This window comes from Streptomyces sp. NPDC019531 (assembly GCF_044903305.1).
Taxonomy (GTDB): Bacteria; Actinomycetota; Actinomycetes; order Streptomycetales; family Streptomycetaceae; genus Streptomyces.
The window spans coordinates 78,628-96,233 of record NZ_JBJDQL010000010.1; the positions used below are offsets into that span (position 1 = coordinate 78,628).

Below are 17,606 nucleotides of genomic sequence, written 5' to 3' on the forward strand. Positions count from 1 at the left end.
GCAGAGCAGTGACCGTGCTCTCGGTGATGACGCACACGCGGGGACCGAAGACCCGCGCCGTACCGGAATCACTGGCGGACGCCCAGGTCCAGCAGATGGAAAGCGGTCCGATGACGGCGATCAACTGCTCCTGGCGACTCGCGTCCGATGGACCCGCACCTGCCTGACCCGGCACGAGGTCTGGGCGCAGCGGGCTGTTCACGCGCCGCGGCTGAGGATCCAGTTGTCGACGGACGGGACCGACCTGTTCCCACCTCAGCCCGAGGCCGGAGCAGCGCCCCCGGGCACCGCCGCGGGAGCGGTCGTCTCGACGGGGTCGCCAGGCTGCCAGGCACCGGAGCTCCACTCCGGCGTGGGGGACGGGCGAGGCGGAGCCGGTGGAGGCGTCGAGCCGCGGTTGGGGTTCTGCGGGACGGTACTGGATCTGGTGCCGGTCGTGGTGTCCGGACTTGCCGACGAGCCGCGGGTCCGCTGTACCACGACGGACTTCGACGGCACCGGCGTGCGAGAGACCGACCGGGAAGCACTCGGGGAGGGGAATGCCGAAGGGGTACTGCTCTCGACGTCGGCCGATGCGGTCGCCGAACTCGACGGCGCACGCTCCGAGTTCCCCGGCTCGGTCGTGTCGGCATCGTCTGCCGCGGAGCAGCCGACGGCGCACCATGCTGCGAGCATCACCGACGTCCAGAAGGTAGCCGTACGTATTACGCGGACACCGCTGAACACGGCCGTCCCCCCTCTTGTCTGTGTCACTGTTCTGTCGGCCCAGGTCTCTCCGGGCCGAACCAGAAGTCCCCCCGAGCGGACTCAATGTACGGCAGGGCTTCGAAGCGGAACGGGCCCAGATAGTAGGCCCTGCTTTCGGGCCTGCCATTTCCTCGCCCTGGAGATAGCGGTACAGCGACCCGGACCGGCCCGTACTCGTCGATGAACTCCTTTTAGCCGTCCGGAAGTTCAACAGCCAGTGAGCGTTGGAGGGAGGCTCACTCTTTTCCTGGATCGTGCCGTCACCGCGGCGCAGGAAGCCGATCTCGTGGTCGGAGAGCCGAACGCCGGGGCGTCGGGCGGGTCGTAGAGTGCGCGGGTGAGCATCATCGGGGTTGGTATCGACGTCGCCGAGATCGAGCGGTTCGCGGCGTCGTTGGAGCGTACGCCGGGGATGGCCCGGCGGCTTTTCCTGGACAGTGAGTTGTTGCTGCCCAGTGGGGAGCGTCGGGGGATCGCCTCGCTCGCTGCCCGGTTCGCCGCCAAAGAGGCGCTGGCCAAGGCTCTCGGGGCTCCGGCCGGGCTGCACTGGACCGATGCCGAGGTGTACGTCGAGGACAGTGGGCAGCCTCGGCTGCGGGTGACCGGCACCGTGGCCGCGCGGGCCGCCGTGCTCGGGGTGCGGTCCTGGCATGTGTCGCTCAGTCATGACGCCGGGGTCGCTTCGGCGGTGGTGATCGCGGAGGGGTGAGAAGAGGGCGGGTGCCACGGCTGCGCGTGGGTGAAGGCGACCCCTGCGGCGGCTTCCGCGGCGGTGACGCCCTCGGCGCGACGTGAAACGTCGTAGACGTACGCCGCTCCTTCCGCGCGCAGTGCTTCGGCGGTCGCGTGCCGCGTCATGGTCGTGGCGTAGGTGCCGATGTCCGCGGCGGATACGTCGTTCCTCGCTCGCTCCTCGTTCTGGCGGAGCAGGACGGATTCGTCCGTCCTGGCCGAACCGAAGCATGGTCAAGGGGACGTTGAACCCCGCGGCGTACGCGACAGGCGTGCCCGTGCCGCGGGGTCACGTTCGTCGACTCGGCCACGGCGATCCGGCCCGCCGCGAGTTTGACGATGAGCCGGCGGTCCCGTTCCTCGAAGACCTCCGCATCACCCACTTCCCTGAGCGACCAACTCGCGTACGAAGCTGGTCTTGCCCGAGGCAGGCGGTCCGACGAGGACGACGAGGCCCACGGGGACGATCAGGTCTCCGAGTCCGGCCTTCCTCACAGGCTCGCGAACAGGTCGGCCAGCGGGGCGGGGACCTCGTCGGCGTTCAGGGCTTCGACCAGGAGATGGCCGTAGCGGATCTTGCGGCCCTTCTTCGTGCCGAGGAAGCGGCGGAGTTGGTCGTGGCGGGGGCGGCCGTGCTGGGCGGGTTGGGAGAGGAAGGTCTGCCAGGGGCGTAGGTCGCCCTCGGTCTCCACGATCTCCTCGGCCCTCGCCGTGCCCAGGGCGCGGATGAGTTCGTCCTCCAGGTCCGACACGCAGACGAAGAAGGCCGAGTCGGCGGCCTGCGCTCGTTTCAGGCCGCGGTCGTAGAAGGGGCGTTCGCGTTCGTCGCACAGGCCCGTCAGGCGCAGGCCCAGGCCGGGTGGGCCGAGGAGGCCGGCGTAACGGGCGACGCTCATCGCTCCGCCCATCGACACGGCGGCCACTCCCTCCGCGGCCAGGTCCCGGTCACGGCGTGCCGCCAGCGCCTCTACGGCCGCGAGGTCGCTCGGACCCTCCAGCAGGACCGCCGTCCGTATGCCCAGCCGTTCGGCCAGTTCGCTCGCCGACTCCCCGGAACCGCCGTTCGCCCAGCCACGCACCGCGTCCCGGAACGCCCCCATGTCCGCCATACAGCGAGTCTGCACCCCGGGCCGACGACACGGCACCGAATTTCGACGCCCCGGTCAGCAGGCAGGAGGCGGCGACTGGGTCGATCCGCCTGCGACGGGGGAGACTCGAACCCATGCGTACTGCGTACAGCGTGGAGACGGTCAGGGCGGCGGAGCGGGAGCTGATGTCCCGGTTGCCGGAGGGCGCGCTCATGCAGCGGGCGGCGGCCGGGCTCGCCGCCGCCTGCGCGGATCTGCTGGGGCGGGTGTACGGCCGTCGGGTCGTACTGCTCGTCGGCAGCGGGGACAACGGCGGGGACGCCCTCTACGCCGGCGCACGGCTCGCCCGGCGGGGCGCGGGAGTGACCGCCGTCCTGCTCGCGCCCGAACGGGCCCACCCAGGAGGGCTGACCGCGCTGAAACGGGCCGGTGGGCGGGCCGTGGGGATCGACGGACGGGCCGTGAAGAGCGACGGCCGTGCCGTCAGTGCCGGTTGGCGGGCCGCGGACGCCCGCACCGCCGGTGGGCGGGCCGCTGACCCCCACACCACCGAGGGACAGACCACGGCCCTCCACACCCCCGAGCAGTTGATCGAGCAAGCCGACCTCCTTCTCGACGGCATCGTCGGCATCGGCGGCAAGGGTGGACTGCGACCCGACGCGGCCCGGCTCGCCGAGGTCGCCGACCGGGCCCGCGCCGCCGTCGTCGCCGTGGATCTGCCGAGCGGGGTCGACGCCGACACCGGGGAGGTGCGCGGGGCTGCCGTGCGGGCCGACCTGACCGTCACCTTCGGGACGCACAAGCCGGGGCTGCTGATCGATCCGGCGCGGGAGTACGCCGGGTCGGTGCGGCTCGTCGACATCGGGCTGGCCCTTCCCGAAGAGGCTGAACTGGAAGCCCTCCAGCACGCCGACGTGGCCCGGCTTCTGCCCGTGCCGAGCGGGGAGAGCGACAAGTACCGGCGCGGTGTCGTCGGCATCGCCGCCGGGTCCGCGCGGTACCCGGGCGCCGCCGTGCTCGCCGTGTACGGGGCGTTGCGGGGCGGCGCCGGGGCCGTGCGGTACGTAGGACCCGCCGCGGACGCCGTGATCGCCCGCTTCCCCGAGACGCTTGTGTCGGATCAGGGGCCCAAGCACGCCGGGCGCGTACAGGCCTGGGTCGTCGGGCCGGGGGCCGGGGACGACGCCTCCGCCGTCGGTGAGGTGCTGGCGTCGGACGTGCCGGTGCTCATCGACGCGGACGGGCTGCGGCTCGCCGACCGGGACGCCGTACACGCGCGTACCGCGCCGACCCTCATGACCCCGCACGCCGGAGAGGCCGCCGCGCTGCTCGGGGTGCCGCGCGAGCAGGTCGAGGGGGCCCGGCTCGCCTCGGCGCGGGAGCTCGCCGGGCGCTACGGCGCGACCGTGCTGCTCAAGGGGTCGACCACGCTGGTCGCCGACGCCGCCGGCGGGGCCGTACGCGTCAACCCGACCGGGACGGCCTGGCTGGCCACCGCCGGCAGCGGGGACGTCCTGTCCGGTCTCGCGGGGTCCCTGCTCGCGTCAGGGCTGAGCGCTCTGGACGCGGGCAGCACCGCCGCGTACCTGCACGGGTTGGCCGGGCGGTTCGCGGCGGACGGGGCGCCAGTGGGGGCGCACGACGTGGCCGAGGCGGTGCCGGCGGCGTGGCGGGACGTGACGGACGCGTGATCGCCCACCGCCCAAACGGACACGTGAGTGCCGACCGGTAGACGGACGCCCGACCGGGGCCCGGTAGACGGCCGCCGACCGGGGCCCGGCAGACGGACACCCGACCTAAGCCCGGTGGACCGACGCCCGACCTAAGCCCGGCAGACGGACACCCGACCTAAGCCCGGTGGACCGACGCCCGACCTAAGCCCGGCAGACCGACGCCCAACCGAGCCCGGCAGACCGACGCCCGACCTAAGCCCGGCAAATGGACGCCCAACCACGAACTAGTACCTGATGGGACCAATACTGGTCGGCCCGAATATGCGGCGCCGAAAGGGCGATGTTTCGCTGGCCGCATGGATGAGCCAAATATACGCGGCACCACCCGGCGTGAATTGCTGGGAGGAGCGGCAGTCGTTCTGGGGAGTCCCGTTCTCGGTTTCCGGGAGGACACCCCGCAGCCCTTAGAGGAAGAGCCCGGCGGGAACTGCGGCGGCGACTACGACCCGGAATTCGAGGACCTGCTGGCAGCCGCCGAGGAACCCGAGGACCTGGAGATCGGCGACCGCTCCCTGGCCCCAGCCAAGTGGAGCCGCCCCATACGCAAACGTGCCAGAGTGACGATGCGCTACGGAGTGCGGGGAAACTGGCTGGTCGGATACCACACCGGAGTGGATCTCGCGGTGCCGAAGGGCACCCCGGTTTACGCGGTGGGCACCGGCGTCGTCGTCCTGGCCAGCTGGTCGGGGTCGTACGGAAAGGCCGTGACGATCAGGATGAGCGATTCCCGTTACGTCGTCTACGGCCATCTCTCGCGGATCTCGGTCGCGCGCGGCGCCAAGGTCAAGGCCGGCACCCGCATCGGGAGCAGCGGCAGCACCGGACGCGCCACCGGGCCGCATCTGCACTTCGAGGTCCGCGCCCGCCGACCGTACGGCTCGGACATCGACCCGGTGCAGTACCTGGCCCGGCACGGCCTCAGCCTCTGACACGAGCGCGCCCACCGCGCCCACCGCGTCCACCGGGGACGCGCACATCGGCGGTGTCAGTCGCCTCTGAGACACTGGGGGCGCCATGAACGAGAGAGCAACCGCCCCGACCGCCCCGCTGCGCGCCCGCGCCGAGATCGACCTGGACGCGCTGCGGGCCAATGTGCGGGCCCTGCGCGCCCATGCGCCGGGCGCCGCCGTCATGGCCGTGGTCAAGTCCGACGCGTACGGCCACGGCGCGGTGCCGTGCGCCCGCGCGGCGGTCGAGGCGGGGGCGCGGTGGCTGGGGACGGCCACCCCCGAGGAGGCCCTCGCCCTGCGGGCGGCCGGCATCGACGGGGTTCGGATCATGTGCTGGCTGTGGACGCCCGGCGGGCCCTGGCGGGAGGCGATCGAGGCCGACCTCGACGTGTCCGTCAGCGGGATGTGGGCCCTCGGGGAGGTCACCGAGGCGGCCCGGCAGGCCGGCATCCCCGCGCGCGTGCAGCTCAAGGCGGACACCGGACTCGGGCGGGGCGGCTGCCAGCCCGGCGAGGACTGGGCCGAGCTGGTCGCCGAGGCCCTGAGCGCACAGTCCCAAGGCCTCGTGCGCATCACCGGGCTCTGGTCGCACCTCGCCTGCGCCGACGAGCCCGGGCACCCCTCCATCGCCGCCCAACTCACCCTCTTCCGGGAGATGCTGGCGTACGCCGAGGGCCAGGGCGTCCGCCCCGAGGTGCGGCACATCGCCAACTCGCCCGCCACGCTCACCCTTCCGGACAGCCACTTCGACCTCGTCCGCACCGGGATCGCGGTCTACGGCATCTCGCCCAGCCCCGAGATCGGCAGCCCCGCGGACTTCGGACTGCGTCCGGTGATGACACTGTCGGCGTCGATCGCGCTGGTCAAGCGCGTCCCCGGCGGCCACGGCGTCAGTTACGGCCATCACTACATCACCCCCGGCGTGACGACCCTCGGCCTGGTGCCCGTCGGCTACGCGGACGGCATCCCACGGCACGCCTCCGGGGCGGGCCCGGTACTGGTCGACGGAAAGTGGCGCACGGTCGCCGGGCGGATCGCCATGGACCAGTTCGTCGTGGACCTGGGCGGCGACGAGCCCGCCACCGGCACCCGGGCCGTGCTCTTCGGCCCCGGCGATCGGGGCGAGCCCACCGCCGAGGACTGGGCGCAGGCGGCGGGCACCATCGCGTACGAAATCGTCACACGCATCGGAACGCGTGTTCCCCGCGTCTATGTGAATGAGGAACAAGCGGGGTAACCGCACAGTGCGCGCGAGAACAGCGAGTCCCGCGCCACCGGTATCACCTGACTGTCACCCGACCCAGCGAACAGGAGCGGTACGTGAGCGAGAGCAGTGCGGAGGCCGTCGTCGACGCCGCATCGGTGGCCCTCGCCTCCGCTGCGGCGGCGGGTGGCGGCTGGCGCCGGGCGACCGGCATCGCGGGCACCGCGATAGGGGTCGTCGCCGCGGGCGCCGCGGCCGGCGTGGCCATCGAGCGGCTCACCGTCGGGCGCGGGATGCGGCAGAAGGCACGGCTCGCCCTCGACTCGACGGGGCCGTACGGCTCACTGCGCGGCACCCCCGGCAAGGCGCACGCCGACGACGGCACCGAGCTGTACTACGAGGTCGACGACGTGGACCCGGAGGCCGTCCCCGCGCTGTCACCGCGCAGGCGCCGGCTGTTCGGGCGCAAGGCCCCCGCCCCCGTCACCGTCGTCTTCAGCCACGGCTACTGCCTCAGCCAGGACTCCTGGCACTTCCAGCGGGCGGCCCTTCGGGGCGTCGTACGGACCGTGCACTGGGACCAGCGCAGCCACGGCCGGTCCGGGCGGGGCATGCGGCAGGTGCAGGACGGGGTGCCGGTCGACATCGAGCAGCTCGGGCGGGACCTGAAGGCCGTCATCGACGCGGCCGTGCCCGCGGGGCCGATCGTGCTCGTCGGGCACTCCATGGGCGGGATGACCGTCATGGCGCTGGCCGACCAGTTCCCCGAGCTGATCCGCGACCGGGTGGTGGCGGTGGCGTTGGTCGGTACGTCGTCCGGGCGGCTCGGCGAGGTCAACTTCGGGCTGCCCGTAGCGGGCGTCAACGCCGTACGGCGGGTGCTGCCGGGCGTGCTCAAGATACTGGGGCAGCGGGCCGACCTGGTGGAGAAGGGGCGGCGGGCCACCGCCGACCTGTTCGCCGGGATCATCAAGCGGTACTCCTTCGCCTCCCGGGACGTCGACCCGGCCGTCGTCCGGTTCGCCGAGCGGATGATCGAGGGCACCCCGATCGACGTGGTCGCCGAGTACTACCCGGCGTTCGACAACCACGACAAGACCGCCGCCCTCGCGCACTTCGTGGACAAGCCGGTGCTCGTCCTTGCCGGGGTGGGAGACATGGTCACGCCCAGTGAGCACAGCGAGGCGATCGCCTCGCTGCTGCCCGAGGCGGAGCTGGTGCTGGTTCCCGACGCCGGGCACCTGGTCATGCTGGAACACCCGGAAGTGGTCACCGACCGCCTCGCCGACCTCCTCACCCGCGCGGGTGCCGTACCGGCAGGGGCTACCGTTGGCGGTTATGGAAGCAGTACCGCGCAACCCGGTTGAGACCGAGCTGACCGTCACCTCCCCCGAGCAGATGCGTGAGCTGGGCCTGAAGCTCGCCAAGCTGCTGCGCGCCGGGGACCTCGTGATGCTCAGCGGAGAGCTCGGCGCGGGCAAGACGACGCTGGCCCGGGGGCTCGGCGAGGGGCTCGGGGTGCGGGGTGCGGTCACCTCGCCGACCTTCGTGATCGCCCGGGTGCATCCCTCGCTGGGTGACGGACCGCCGCTCGTCCACGTCGACGCGTATCGCCTCGGCGGCGGGCTCGACGAGATGGAGGACCTCGATCTCGACGTGTCGCTGCCGGACTCGGTGATCGTCGTGGAGTGGGGCGAGGGCAAGGTCGAGGAGCTGACCGACGACCGGCTGCAGGTCCGGATCCACCGCGCGGTCGGTGACACCACGGACGAGGTACGGCACGTGACGTTCACCCCGCTCGGGGAGCGCTGGGAGGCGGCCGACCTCGGCGTGCTCACGGCCTGAGGGCCGACGCGTATCTCCGACGCGTATTCGTGAACGTTCCGACAATCCGTCGGCAAGATGTTGCATTTGGTGTCTTGTGCGTGGTCACATGGTACCCAGCTCGTAGTTAGGTGTACCTAACTACGCCCGCCCCCGAACTTCAGGAGGCGTCCATGTCGGCCACCGAGAACCGGCCCCAGCAGCAGCCGTACGCGATCGCCGGCGGCGTGTCCATGCGTGATCTGCTGGCGTCCTGCGCGGCGGCTGCGGCCGTCTCCACACCTCCGCGACTGCCCGATCCGGGTACGGCGCGGGCTGCTGCCGAGCGTCCGAAAGCGGCCTGAGCGGCCTGAGCGGCCTGAGTGGCCTGAGTGGCCTGAGTGGCCTGAGTGGCCTCAGCGGATCACGACGACCCGCGCGCCGATCGTCGCGAAGGACCACATCGCGTCGCCGTCCGCGCGGGACTCCCGGATGCCGCCCGTCCGTACGGGGGTGGCGGAGGAGGTCGCCGCCTTCTTCACGGCCGCGCTGAAGCCGATGGCCACGCCGTCGACGCTGGTGAAGCGGACCACGTGTTCGACGGGGGTGCCGTCGGTGCCGGTCACCGCACCCGAGCGGGAGGTGACCGCGTAGTCACCGGGCGTGGGGTGGACGTTTCCCGGGGTGACCTCGAAGGTGCGGGTGACCTTGTTGCCGGGATTGACGAGCCAGACCCGGTTGCCGTTCAGGGAGTACACGACGCGGGTGCCTGTGCCGGAGCTCGGGGGGAGGGCGGTGGGGTTCTGCCTGCTCCGGGGGGCTTTCGAGGTGGTGGCCGAGGAGGAGTTGCTGGTGTGCGCCTCGGTGGGGACTGCTGCGGAGGCCTGGTAGGCGAGGAAGCCCACGGTTGCGAGGGCCGCTGTGGTGAGGGCGGTCACGAAGGCTGCGTTGCTGGGTGCCACCGGTTCACCTCTTGTGTGGTTGGTCCGATTTGTGGCGACCGTAGCAGCTTGGCGGTCGTCTGCTGCGCCGTCGTGGCTGGTCGCGCCCACGCGGCGGAGCCGCATGTCGATACAGCCCCGCGCCCCTGTGCGGCCTGCGGCCGCCCCGGGCCGCCAAGAGCCGTAGGCTGTTTGCGTGCTCTTGCTCGCTCTGGATACCGCCACTCCCGCCGTGACCGTCGCTCTGCATGACGGGCGGGCCGTCGTCGCCTCGTTCAGTCAGGTGGACGCGCGTCGGCACGGGGAGCTGTTGTTGCCGGCCGTCGACCGGGTGCTCGGTGAAGCGGGGGTGAAGCTGGACGCCGTCACCGGGGTCGTCGTGGGGATCGGGCCCGGGCCGTACACCGGGCTGCGCGTCGGGCTCATGACCGCGGACACCTTCGGGCTCGCGCTCGGGATCCCCGTGCACGGCATGTGCACCCTGGACGGACTCGCCTACGCCGCCGAACTCGGTGACGGGCCCTTCGTCGTGGCGACCGACGCGCGACGCAAGGAGGTCTACTGGGCGCGGTACGAGAACTCCCGTACCCGGATCGGTGAACCCGCCGTCGACCGGCCCGCCGATATCGCCGAACAGGTCGAGGGGCTGCCCGCGGTCGGCGCGGGGGCGCTGCTCTACCCCGACACCTTCCCCGACGCCCGCGAACCGGAGCATGTGTCGGCCGCCTCACTCGCCGCCCTCGCCGCCGAGCGGATCGGGGCCGGGGAGGAACTGCCCGCCCCACGGCCGCTGTATCTGCGGCGGCCCGACGCCCAGGTGCCCAAGAACTACAAGGTGGTCACCCCCAAGTGACCACACCCGTGACTCCCGTACTGCGTGAGATGCGCTGGTGGGACATCGATCCCGTCCTGGAACTGGAGAAGGCCCTCTTCCCGGTGGACGCCTGGTCCCGGGGCATGTTCTGGTCCGAGCTGGCGCACTCCAGGGGTCCGGCGGCGACCCGGCGCTACGTCGTGGCCGAGGCGGGCGGACGGCTCGTCGGGTACGCGGGGCTCGCCTCCGCCGGCCCGGCGGACGACGGCGGCCCCGCCGCGCAGGCCGACGTGCAGACCATCGCCGTCGCCCGCGACCACTGGGGCACCGGCCTCGGCTCGGTGCTGCTGACCGAGCTGCTGCGGGCCGCGACCGCCTTCGAGTGCGCCGAAGTGATGCTGGAGTGCCGGATCGACAACATCCGCGCTCAGAAGCTCTACGAGCGCTTCGGCTTCGAGGCCATCGGCTTCCGGCGCGGCTACTACCAGCCGGGCAATGTGGACGCCCTGGTCATGCGACTGACCACTGCATCCGACAGCGGCTCCGCCGCGGGTTCGACATCCGAACGAGGAACTGAGATCAATGGCTGACGAACCGCTTGTCCTGGGCATCGAGACCTCCTGTGACGAGACCGGCGTCGGCATCGTCCGCGGGACCACCCTGCTGGCCGACGCCATCGCGTCCAGCGTCGACGAGCACGCCAGGTTCGGCGGTGTGGTGCCGGAGGTGGCCAGCCGGGCGCACCTGGAGGCCATGGTCCCCACCATCGACCGTGCGCTGAAGGAAGCGGGGGTGAGTGCGCGCGACCTCGACGGCATCGCCGTCACCGCCGGTCCCGGACTCGCCGGTGCCCTTCTCGTCGGGGTCTCCGCCGCGAAGGCGTACGCCTACGCCCTCGGCAAGCCCCTGTACGGCGTCAACCACCTCGCCTCCCACATCTGCGTCGACCAGCTGGAGCACGGCGCGCTGCCCGAGCCGACGATGGCGCTGCTGGTCTCCGGCGGGCACTCCTCGCTGCTGCTGTCGAGCGACATCACCTCCGACGTACGGCCGATGGGCGCGACCATCGACGACGCCGCGGGCGAGGCCTTCGACAAGATCGCCCGGGTGCTCAACCTCGGCTTCCCGGGCGGCCCGGTCATCGACCGGTACGCGCGCGAGGGCGACCCGTCGGCGATCGCGTTCCCGCGCGGTCTGACCGGGCCGCGCGACCCGGCGTACGACTTCTCCTTCTCCGGGCTGAAGACGGCGGTCGCCCGCTGGATCGAGGCGAAGCGGGCCGCCGGGGAGGAGGTGCCGGTGCGTGACGTGGCGGCTTCCTTCCAGGAGGCGGTCGTGGACGTGCTGACCCGCAAGGCCGTGCGGGCCTGCAAGGACGAGGGTGTCGACCACCTGATGATCGGCGGCGGAGTGGCCGCCAACTCGCGCCTCAGGGTGCTGGCCCAGGAGCGCTGCGAGGCCGCCGGGATCCGACTGCGGGTGCCCCGGCCCAAGTTGTGCACCGACAACGGCGCGATGGTCGCCGCCCTCGGCGCGGAGATGGTGGCCCGGGGCCGTACCGCCTCCAGCTGGGACCTCTCCGCCGACTCCTCCCTGCCGGTGACCGACCCGCACGTCCCGGGCCACGATCACGTGCACGAGGTCAGCAAGGAGAACCTCTACTCGTGACGGTCGCGCTGATGTGGGAGGCCCGGGCGGTCGAGGGCCGCGGTGAGGCGCTGCTCGCCTGGGCCCGCCGGCAGGAGCTTCCCGTAAGGCCGTTGCGGCGCGAGACCTTCCGGGCGCCGCAGGACCGCGTCCTCGTCGTCACGTGGTGGGACGCGGCCTACGACGCCGATCTGCCCGAACTTCCGGAGCCGGGCGGTGAGTTGGTCACCCGGGCGGTGCATCGGTGGCGGTTCGAGTCATTGGGCTCCGACTGAGCTCACCCCGTCCCCGACACCTCCGTCTCGCAGCGCAGCCGCCGGTCCGGGCCCAACTCCCGCACCGGGCCCGTGAGATGCAGCCGTGCGGTGTGCCGGACGTCCGCGCTCGACACCGCCAGCCGTAGCTCCAGATCGCCCGGTTCGACGATCCGCCGGCCCTTGCGGTCGGTGAAGGCGGACAGCTCCGCGTGGAAGCGGAAGGTGACCCGGCGGGACTCGCCCGGGTCCAGCTCCAGCCGCTGGTAGCCGATCAGGCGGACGTCCGGTCGGGTCACCGAGGCCACCGGGTCGTGCAGATACAGCTGGACGACCTCGGCGCCCGCGCGGTCGCCCGTGTTGCGGACGGTGAGGGCGAGGTCGTAGGAGCCGTCGGTGGTGAGCCGTGGCGCCGAGCCCTCGAAGTCCTCCCACGCGAACTCCGTGTAGGAGCGGCCGTGTCCGAAGGCGTACAGCGGGGTCGGGTCCAGGTTGCTGACCTCGCCCGCGAGACCGAGCGGTGGCTGGAGGTAGGTCCAGGGCTGACCGCCGGGCACCCGCGGGACGCTCACCGGGAGGCGGCCCGAGGGGTTGACCCGGCCCGAGAGGACTCCGGCGACCGCCGGGCCGCCTTCCTCGCCGGGGAAGAAGGCCTGGACGGCCGCGCCGAGCCGACCGTGCCAGCGGCCGAGCGCGTAAGGGCGGCCGGTCAACAGGACCAGCACGACCGGGACGCCCGTGGCGACCAGGGAGTCCAGCAACTCGCCCTGCACGCCCGGGAGTTGCAGGTCGCTCACATCGCAGCCCTCACCCGACGTGCCCCGCCCGAACAGGCCCGCCCGGTCGCCGAGCACCGCCACGCAGACGTCCGCCTCGGCCGTCCGCGCCACCGCCTCCTCGAAGCCCCCGGTGTCCGGGTCGTCGACCCCGCAGCCCTCGGTGAACGTGACCTTGGCGTCGGGGAGTTCGGAGCGCAGGGCCTCAAGGACCGTGGGGATCTCGATGCCCATCGGGACGTCGGGATGGTGGGTGAGGACGTGGGAGGGGAAGGAGTAGCAGCCGAGCATGGCGAGGGCGTCGGCGGCGCGGGGGCCCACGACCGCGATCCGGGTGTCGGGGGCCAGCGGAAGCAGACCGTCCGGGTTGTCGAGGAGGACCACCGACTCCTCGGCGAGGCGGCGGGCCAGGGCGCGGTTCGCCGTCGAGTCGAGGTCGATCCGCTCGGCGGACTCCGGGCTCCAGTCCTCGTCGAGGAGGCCCAGCTCGCACTTCTGGAGCAGGACACGGTGGGCCGCCCGGTCGATCAGGGACTCGGGAACCTCCCCGGCCAGGACCGCCTCGACGAGCGGTTTGCCGTAGCACTTCACCGTCGGCAGTTCGACGTCCAGGCCCGCATCGAGGGCCGCGTGGGCCGCGCCCGCCTCGGTGCCGGCGATCCGGTGCTGGGTCTGCAGGAAGCCGACACCGAAGTAGTCGGAGACCACCGTGCCGGTGAACCCCCACTCCTCGCGCAGGAGTTCGGTCAGCAGGCCGGGGTCGGCGGAGGCCGGGACGCCGTCGGTGTCGTTGTACGCGGCCATCACCGAGCGGGCGCGGCCCTCGCGCAGGGCGAACTCGAAGGGCGGCAGGGTGATGTCGGCGAACTCCCGCACCCCCGCCCGCACGGGCGCGAGGTTGCGGGCGCCGGCCGAGGACGCGTACCCGGCGAAGTGCTTGAGAGTGGAGACGATCCCGGCCGACTCAAGGCCCCGGACATACGCGGCGCCGATCGTGCCCACCAGGTACGGGTCCTCGCCGATGGTTTCCTCGACCCGTCCCCAGCGCGGGTCGCGGACGACGTCCAGGACGGGGGCCAGACCCTGGTGGACGCCGACCGCGCGCAGATCGCGGCCGATGGCACCGGCCATCTCCTCGACAAGCCCGGCATCCCAGCTCGCGCCCCAGGCGAGCGGGACCGGATAGGCGGTGGCCCGCCAGGTGGTGAAGCCGGCCAGGCACTCCTCGTGGGTCAGCGCCGGGATGCCGAAGCGGCCCGCCTCGGCGATACGGCGCTGGGCGCGGGCCAGTGCCTGCGCGCCCAGCGCCGGGTCCACGGGGGCGGTGCCGAAGGGGCGGGTGAGCTGGCCGAGACCGTGGGTGATCAGCTCGTCCCAGTCGTGGTCGGCGGTCATCTCGCGCTGCAGGGGGGCGACTCCGTCGCCGTCCGTGGAGGCGCCCACCCACACGCCGTAGAGCTGGGCGGTCTTCTCCTGAAGGGTCATCCGGGAGAGGAGGTCGTCGACGCGGGCGGCGGCGGGCAGGGCGGGGTCACGCCAGGGCGCGGTGGTCATGTAACTCCTGTCGGGCTCGACTGTCGGGTCGACGACCTTCGCGAATGTTTCGATGTGTAATCCGAATGTTTTGGGAACCTAGGGCCGCCAGGAGGGTTCGTCAAGAGGTCGCGCAGGGATACGATCGCCGCCATGACACCCCCGGAGCCCGCTGAAACCCGGACGACTTCCCCTACGGCGGGAAGGTCCGCGCAGACCGCCACCCTGGCCGAGATCGCCCGGGAGGCCGGCGTTTCGGCGCCGACAGTTTCGAAGGTCCTCAACGGCAGAGCCGACGTCGCCCCCGCGACCCGTAGCCGCGTCGAGGACCTGCTGCGCGCGCACGGCTACCGGCGCCGGCGCGCCGAGGCGAGCCGTTCGCCCCTGATCGACCTGGTCTTCCACGAGCTGGAGAGCGCGTGGGCGATGGAGGTCATCCGGGGCGTGGAGAACGTGGCCAGGGATGCCGGGCTCAGTGTCGTGCTGAGCGAGAGCGCGGGGCGGCTCACGCCCGGGCGCACCTGGGCCGACCAGGTCGCCGCCCGCCGCCCCTACGGAGTGATCCTCGTCCTGTCCGGACTCGACGAGTCCCAGCGCGCGCTGCTCGGCAGCAGGTCGATCCCGTTCGTGGTGATGGACCCGGCGGGCGATCCGGGCGCCGACGTGCCTTCGATCGGCGCGACCAACTGGCAGGGCGGGCTCGCCGCCACCCGGCACCTCGTCGAGCTGGGGCACCGCAGGATCGGGGCGATCAGCGGGCCCTCCCGCATGATGTGCAGCCGCGCCCGCATCGACGGCTACCGGGCCGCGCTGGAGACGGCCGGCCTGCCCGTCGCCCCCGAGCTGGTCATGGCCGGCGACTTCCACCACGAGACCGGCTACCGCCAGGGCCTGGAACTCCTGCGCCGCCCGGATCGCCCCACCGCGGTCTTCGCCGGCAACGACCTCCAGGCGCTCGGCCTGTACGAGGCCGCACGCGAGCTGGGACTGCGCATCCCGGAGGACCTGAGCGTGGTCGGCTTCGACGACCTTCCGGTGGCGCCCTGGGTGGGGCCGCCGCTGACGACCGTACGCCAGCCGCTGACCGAGATGGCCGAGGCGGCGGCGAAGCTGGTGCTCGACCTGGGCCGGGAGGGCGGCAACCCGGCAGCGACCCGCGTGGAGCTGGCCACGAGCCTGGTGGTACGCAGCAGCACGGGGGTGCCTTCGGCCGTTTGACCGGGGTGCCTGGTCATGTGTGAGGGGTGTCGCTCGGCCTGGCGCGGTCGGGTGGGGCGGTGGGGCTTCGGCCGGGCTGCTGGGGAGCTGGTTCGTTCGGGCCGATATCGCGGTCGGCGAACTGGTGGTGCGCAGGGGTACGGCTGCCGCCGGGGGTGACGGGGCTGACGGGGCTGACGGGGCTGATGGGGCGGTGATGCGGGCGCGGGGGTGATCCGGCCTGGTGTGGTGCGGCTCGGGGGGTGAGGTGGCAGGTCGTGCGGGGTGGGGTCGTGGCTGGTGGGTGGGGGTTCGGCTGCAGCCGACGGTGGTGGCGGCGCGGGCGTACGCAGTAGGGAGTGCCGGGTCGGGTTGTGTGGCGGGTGTAGGCCGGTGGGGGCTGGTCGCGCAGTTCCCCGCGCCCCTGAATGCCTGCGGCGGCCTGTTTCGGTTCGGTGGGGGCTCATGCAGCGCGTCGGGTTCGGTGGGTGGGGGTGTGGGTCGCGGGTCGGTTGGGCGGGGCGGGGTGCGGTGGTGGAATGCGGGAGCACGGCTGCGGCCGGAGCGGGGCGCGTGCCTGGTCGGGCGCGGGGGTGTGATGCGGTTCGGGGGTGAGACGGCAGGTCGTGGCCGGTGGGTGGCGATACGGATGCCGACGGGGCGGGTCCCGGCTGACGAGCCCTGTGGTGCGCAGCGACACCGCAGTGGCCGGAAGGTGGCCTATTGACGGGTGAGGTGACGGCGCCCACACTCCTCCGAAGCCAATCGGTTGGACGACCGAAACTTTCGGAGGCACCCGCATGAGATCTCTGAGAACCGGCTTGCCGCTCCTCTTCCTGGGCGCGCTCCTGGCCACGGCACCCGCCGCGCACGCCGCCGACCCGCCCCTGCGCGACCTCGCCGACGCCAAGGGCAAGGTCATCGGCACGGCCGTCACCGGCTCCAAACTCACCGGGACCTACGGCGACATCGCGGGGGCGCAGTTCAACTCGCTGACCCCCGGCAACGCCATGAAATGGGGCTCGGTCGAGCCGACCCGGGGCACTTACAACTGGGCCGAGGCCGACCAGATCGTGAACTTCGCCGAGGCCCACGGCCAGCAGGTGCGCGGCCACACGCTGGTCTGGCACAGCCAGAACCCGAGCTGGCTGACGAACGGCACCTGGACCTCCGCCCAGCTGAGCACCCTGCTCAACGACCACATCGCGCTCGAAGTGGGCCGCTACAAGGGCCGGCTCGCCGCCTGGGACGTCGTCAACGAACCCTTCAACGAGGACGGCACCTACCGCCAGAGCCTCTGGTACAACGGCCTCGGAACCGGCTACATCGCCCAGGCCCTCACCGCCGCCCGCGCCGCCGACCCGGCCGCCAAGCTGTACATCAACGACTACAACGTCGAGGGCGTCAACGCGAAGAGCACGGCTCTCTACAACCTGGTCAAGTCCCTCAAGGAACAAGGGGTTCCGATCGACGGGGTCGGACTCCAGGCTCATCTGATCCTCGGCCAGGTGCCCTCGACCCTCCAGCAGAACATCCAGCGCTTCGCCGACCTCGGCGTCGACGTGGCGATCACCGAGCTGGACATCCGGATGACGCTGCCGTCCGACAGCACAAAACTGGCTCAGCAGGCCGCTGACTACAAGGCCGTCATGAACGCCTGCGTGGCGGTCACGAGGTGCGCGGGCGTCACCGTGTGGGGCTTCACCGACTCCGACTCCTGGATCCCGAGCACCTTCCCGGGACAGGGCGCGGCGACACCGTACGACGAGAACTACGCGCCGAAACCGGCGTACTACGCGATCGCGCAGGCGCTCGGCGGCAGTGGTCCCTCGACGGACGGCTGCACGGCGGCGTACGCCGTGACCAGCCAGTGGAACACCGGGTTCACAGGCCAGGTGACGATCTCCTGCGCGGGCGGCTCGCTGGCGTCCTGGAAGGCCGCATGGACCCCCGGCGCGGGTCAGCAGATCACGAACGCCTGGAACGCGACCTGCGCCCAGTCGGGAGCCGTGGTGAGCTGCTCGAACGCCTCCTACAACGGGACTGTCCCGGACGGCGGTTCGGTGACGTTCGGGTTCAACGGCTCTTGGAGCGGGAGCAACCCGGTGCCCACGGTGACGCTGGGCTGAGAACTCTGAGATTTTCCGAAGAAAGCCGCCCCGGAGGCGACCCTCGTAATAATTCGGA

Annotated in this window: 16 protein-coding genes; 13 read left to right on the top strand and 3 right to left on the bottom strand. The window is 72.1% G+C overall.

What is annotated here, in order from left to right; translation table 11 throughout:
- The first annotated feature begins 1,084 nt into the window (after positions 1–1,084).
- Positions 1,085–1,456 (top strand): holo-ACP synthase, encoded by a 372-nt coding sequence (locus ACI2L1_RS15110; RefSeq protein ID WP_404739762.1) that lies wholly within the window; start codon positions 1,085–1,087, stop codon positions 1,454–1,456.
- 514 nt (positions 1,457–1,970) lie between these two features.
- On the opposite strand, the gene ACI2L1_RS15115 is transcribed toward ACI2L1_RS15110, so the two are convergent.
- Positions 1,971–2,588, bottom strand: coding sequence for a TOPRIM nucleotidyl transferase/hydrolase domain-containing protein (locus tag ACI2L1_RS15115; protein ID WP_404739763.1), 618 nt, complete (start codon positions 2,586–2,588; stop codon positions 1,971–1,973).
- A gap of 113 nt (positions 2,589–2,701) precedes the next feature.
- Here ACI2L1_RS15115 and ACI2L1_RS15120 point away from each other — a divergent pair, with 113 nt between their 5' ends.
- The 6 genes from ACI2L1_RS15120 (at position 2,702) to ACI2L1_RS15145 (ending at position 8,622) form a co-directional block, all read left to right on the top strand.
- Positions 2,702–4,258, top strand: coding sequence for an NAD(P)H-hydrate dehydratase (locus tag ACI2L1_RS15120; protein ID WP_404739764.1), 1,557 nt, complete (start codon positions 2,702–2,704; stop codon positions 4,256–4,258).
- A gap of 338 nt (positions 4,259–4,596) precedes the next feature.
- Positions 4,597–5,229, top strand: a complete 633-nt coding sequence (locus ACI2L1_RS15125) for a M23 family metallopeptidase (protein WP_404739765.1) — start codon at positions 4,597–4,599, stop codon at positions 5,227–5,229.
- Between the two features lie 85 nt (positions 5,230–5,314).
- Positions 5,315–6,487, top strand: a complete 1,173-nt coding sequence (gene alr, locus ACI2L1_RS15130) for an alanine racemase (RefSeq protein ID WP_404739766.1) — start codon at positions 5,315–5,317, stop codon at positions 6,485–6,487.
- Positions 6,488–6,570: 83 nt separating this feature from the next.
- On the top strand, positions 6,571–7,821 hold the full coding sequence (locus ACI2L1_RS15135; protein WP_404739767.1) for an alpha/beta fold hydrolase: 1,251 nt from the start codon (positions 6,571–6,573) through the stop codon (positions 7,819–7,821).
- Positions 7,793–8,299: a tRNA (adenosine(37)-N6)-threonylcarbamoyltransferase complex ATPase subunit type 1 TsaE gene (gene tsaE, locus ACI2L1_RS15140; protein ID WP_404739768.1), complete on the top strand. Its 507-nt coding sequence runs from the start codon at positions 7,793–7,795 to the stop codon at positions 8,297–8,299. Before ACI2L1_RS15135 ends, tsaE begins: the two co-directional genes overlap by 29 nt.
- A 152-nt stretch (positions 8,300–8,451) precedes the next feature.
- Positions 8,452–8,622, top strand: a complete 171-nt coding sequence (locus ACI2L1_RS15145; RefSeq protein WP_404739769.1) for a hypothetical protein — start codon at positions 8,452–8,454, stop codon at positions 8,620–8,622.
- A gap of 51 nt (positions 8,623–8,673) precedes the next feature.
- On the opposite strand, the gene ACI2L1_RS15150 is transcribed toward ACI2L1_RS15145, so the two are convergent.
- Positions 8,674–9,219, bottom strand: coding sequence for a hypothetical protein (locus ACI2L1_RS15150; RefSeq protein WP_404739770.1), 546 nt, complete (start codon positions 9,217–9,219; stop codon positions 8,674–8,676).
- A gap of 175 nt (positions 9,220–9,394) precedes the next feature.
- Between ACI2L1_RS15150 and tsaB the strand changes: the two genes are divergently transcribed.
- The 4 genes from tsaB to ACI2L1_RS15170 are packed head-to-tail and all read left to right on the top strand — an operon-like array spanning position 9,395 to position 11,934.
- Positions 9,395–10,051: a tRNA (adenosine(37)-N6)-threonylcarbamoyltransferase complex dimerization subunit type 1 TsaB gene (gene tsaB / locus ACI2L1_RS15155; protein WP_404739771.1), complete on the top strand. Its 657-nt coding sequence runs from the start codon at positions 9,395–9,397 to the stop codon at positions 10,049–10,051.
- Complete coding sequence (gene rimI / locus ACI2L1_RS15160) at positions 10,048–10,602, top strand: ribosomal protein S18-alanine N-acetyltransferase (RefSeq protein WP_404739772.1); 555 nt, start codon at positions 10,048–10,050, stop codon at positions 10,600–10,602. The genes tsaB and rimI overlap by 4 nt, the downstream gene beginning before the upstream one ends.
- The gene (gene tsaD / locus ACI2L1_RS15165) at positions 10,595–11,680 is read left to right on the top strand and encodes a tRNA (adenosine(37)-N6)-threonylcarbamoyltransferase complex transferase subunit TsaD (RefSeq protein WP_404739773.1); all 1,086 of its coding nucleotides are present in this window, start codon (positions 10,595–10,597) and stop codon (positions 11,678–11,680) included. The genes rimI and tsaD overlap by 8 nt, the downstream gene beginning before the upstream one ends.
- Positions 11,677–11,934: a hypothetical protein gene (locus ACI2L1_RS15170; RefSeq protein ID WP_404739774.1), complete on the top strand. Its 258-nt coding sequence runs from the start codon at positions 11,677–11,679 to the stop codon at positions 11,932–11,934. The genes tsaD and ACI2L1_RS15170 overlap by 4 nt, the downstream gene beginning before the upstream one ends.
- A 2-nt stretch (positions 11,935–11,936) precedes the next feature.
- On the opposite strand, the gene ACI2L1_RS15175 is transcribed toward ACI2L1_RS15170, so the two are convergent.
- Positions 11,937–14,243, bottom strand: a complete 2,307-nt coding sequence (locus ACI2L1_RS15175; RefSeq protein WP_404739775.1) for a glycoside hydrolase family 3 N-terminal domain-containing protein — start codon at positions 14,241–14,243, stop codon at positions 11,937–11,939.
- A 132-nt stretch (positions 14,244–14,375) separates the two neighbouring features.
- Between ACI2L1_RS15175 and ACI2L1_RS15180 the strand changes: the two genes are divergently transcribed.
- Both ACI2L1_RS15180 and ACI2L1_RS15185 read left to right on the top strand, forming a co-directional pair.
- Positions 14,376–15,440 (top strand): LacI family DNA-binding transcriptional regulator, encoded by a 1,065-nt coding sequence (locus ACI2L1_RS15180; protein WP_404739776.1) that lies wholly within the window; start codon positions 14,376–14,378, stop codon positions 15,438–15,440.
- 779 nt (positions 15,441–16,219) lie between these two features.
- Positions 16,220–17,548 carry an endo-1,4-beta-xylanase gene (locus ACI2L1_RS15185; protein ID WP_404739777.1) on the top strand — a complete coding sequence of 443 codons (1,329 nt, stop codon included), beginning with the start codon at positions 16,220–16,222 and terminating at the stop codon, positions 17,546–17,548.
- Positions 17,549–17,606 lie beyond the last annotated feature (58 nt).

Bases quoted from the DNA above. Each gene is read 5' to 3' on its own strand.
- ACI2L1_RS15120 (WP_404739764.1), top strand. From the start codon at position 2,702: ATGCGTACTGCGTACAGCGTGGAGACGGTCAGGGCGGCGGAGCGGGAG.
- alr (WP_404739766.1), top strand. From the start codon at position 5,315: ATGAACGAGAGAGCAACCGCCCCGACCGCCCCGCTGCGCGCCCGCGCC.
- ACI2L1_RS15175 (WP_404739775.1), bottom strand. From the start codon at position 14,243: ATGACCACCGCGCCCTGGCGTGACCCCGCCCTGCCCGCCGCCGCCCGC.
- ACI2L1_RS15145 (WP_404739769.1), top strand. From the start codon at position 8,452: ATGTCGGCCACCGAGAACCGGCCCCAGCAGCAGCCGTACGCGATCGCC.
- tsaE (WP_404739768.1), top strand. From the start codon at position 7,793: ATGGAAGCAGTACCGCGCAACCCGGTTGAGACCGAGCTGACCGTCACC.
- ACI2L1_RS15180 (WP_404739776.1), top strand. From the start codon at position 14,376: ATGACACCCCCGGAGCCCGCTGAAACCCGGACGACTTCCCCTACGGCG.
- tsaD (WP_404739773.1), top strand. From the start codon at position 10,595: ATGGCTGACGAACCGCTTGTCCTGGGCATCGAGACCTCCTGTGACGAG.
- ACI2L1_RS15115 (WP_404739763.1), bottom strand. From the start codon at position 2,588: ATGGCGGACATGGGGGCGTTCCGGGACGCGGTGCGTGGCTGGGCGAAC.
- ACI2L1_RS15125 (WP_404739765.1), top strand. From the start codon at position 4,597: ATGGATGAGCCAAATATACGCGGCACCACCCGGCGTGAATTGCTGGGA.
- ACI2L1_RS15185 (WP_404739777.1), top strand. From the start codon at position 16,220: ATGAGATCTCTGAGAACCGGCTTGCCGCTCCTCTTCCTGGGCGCGCTC.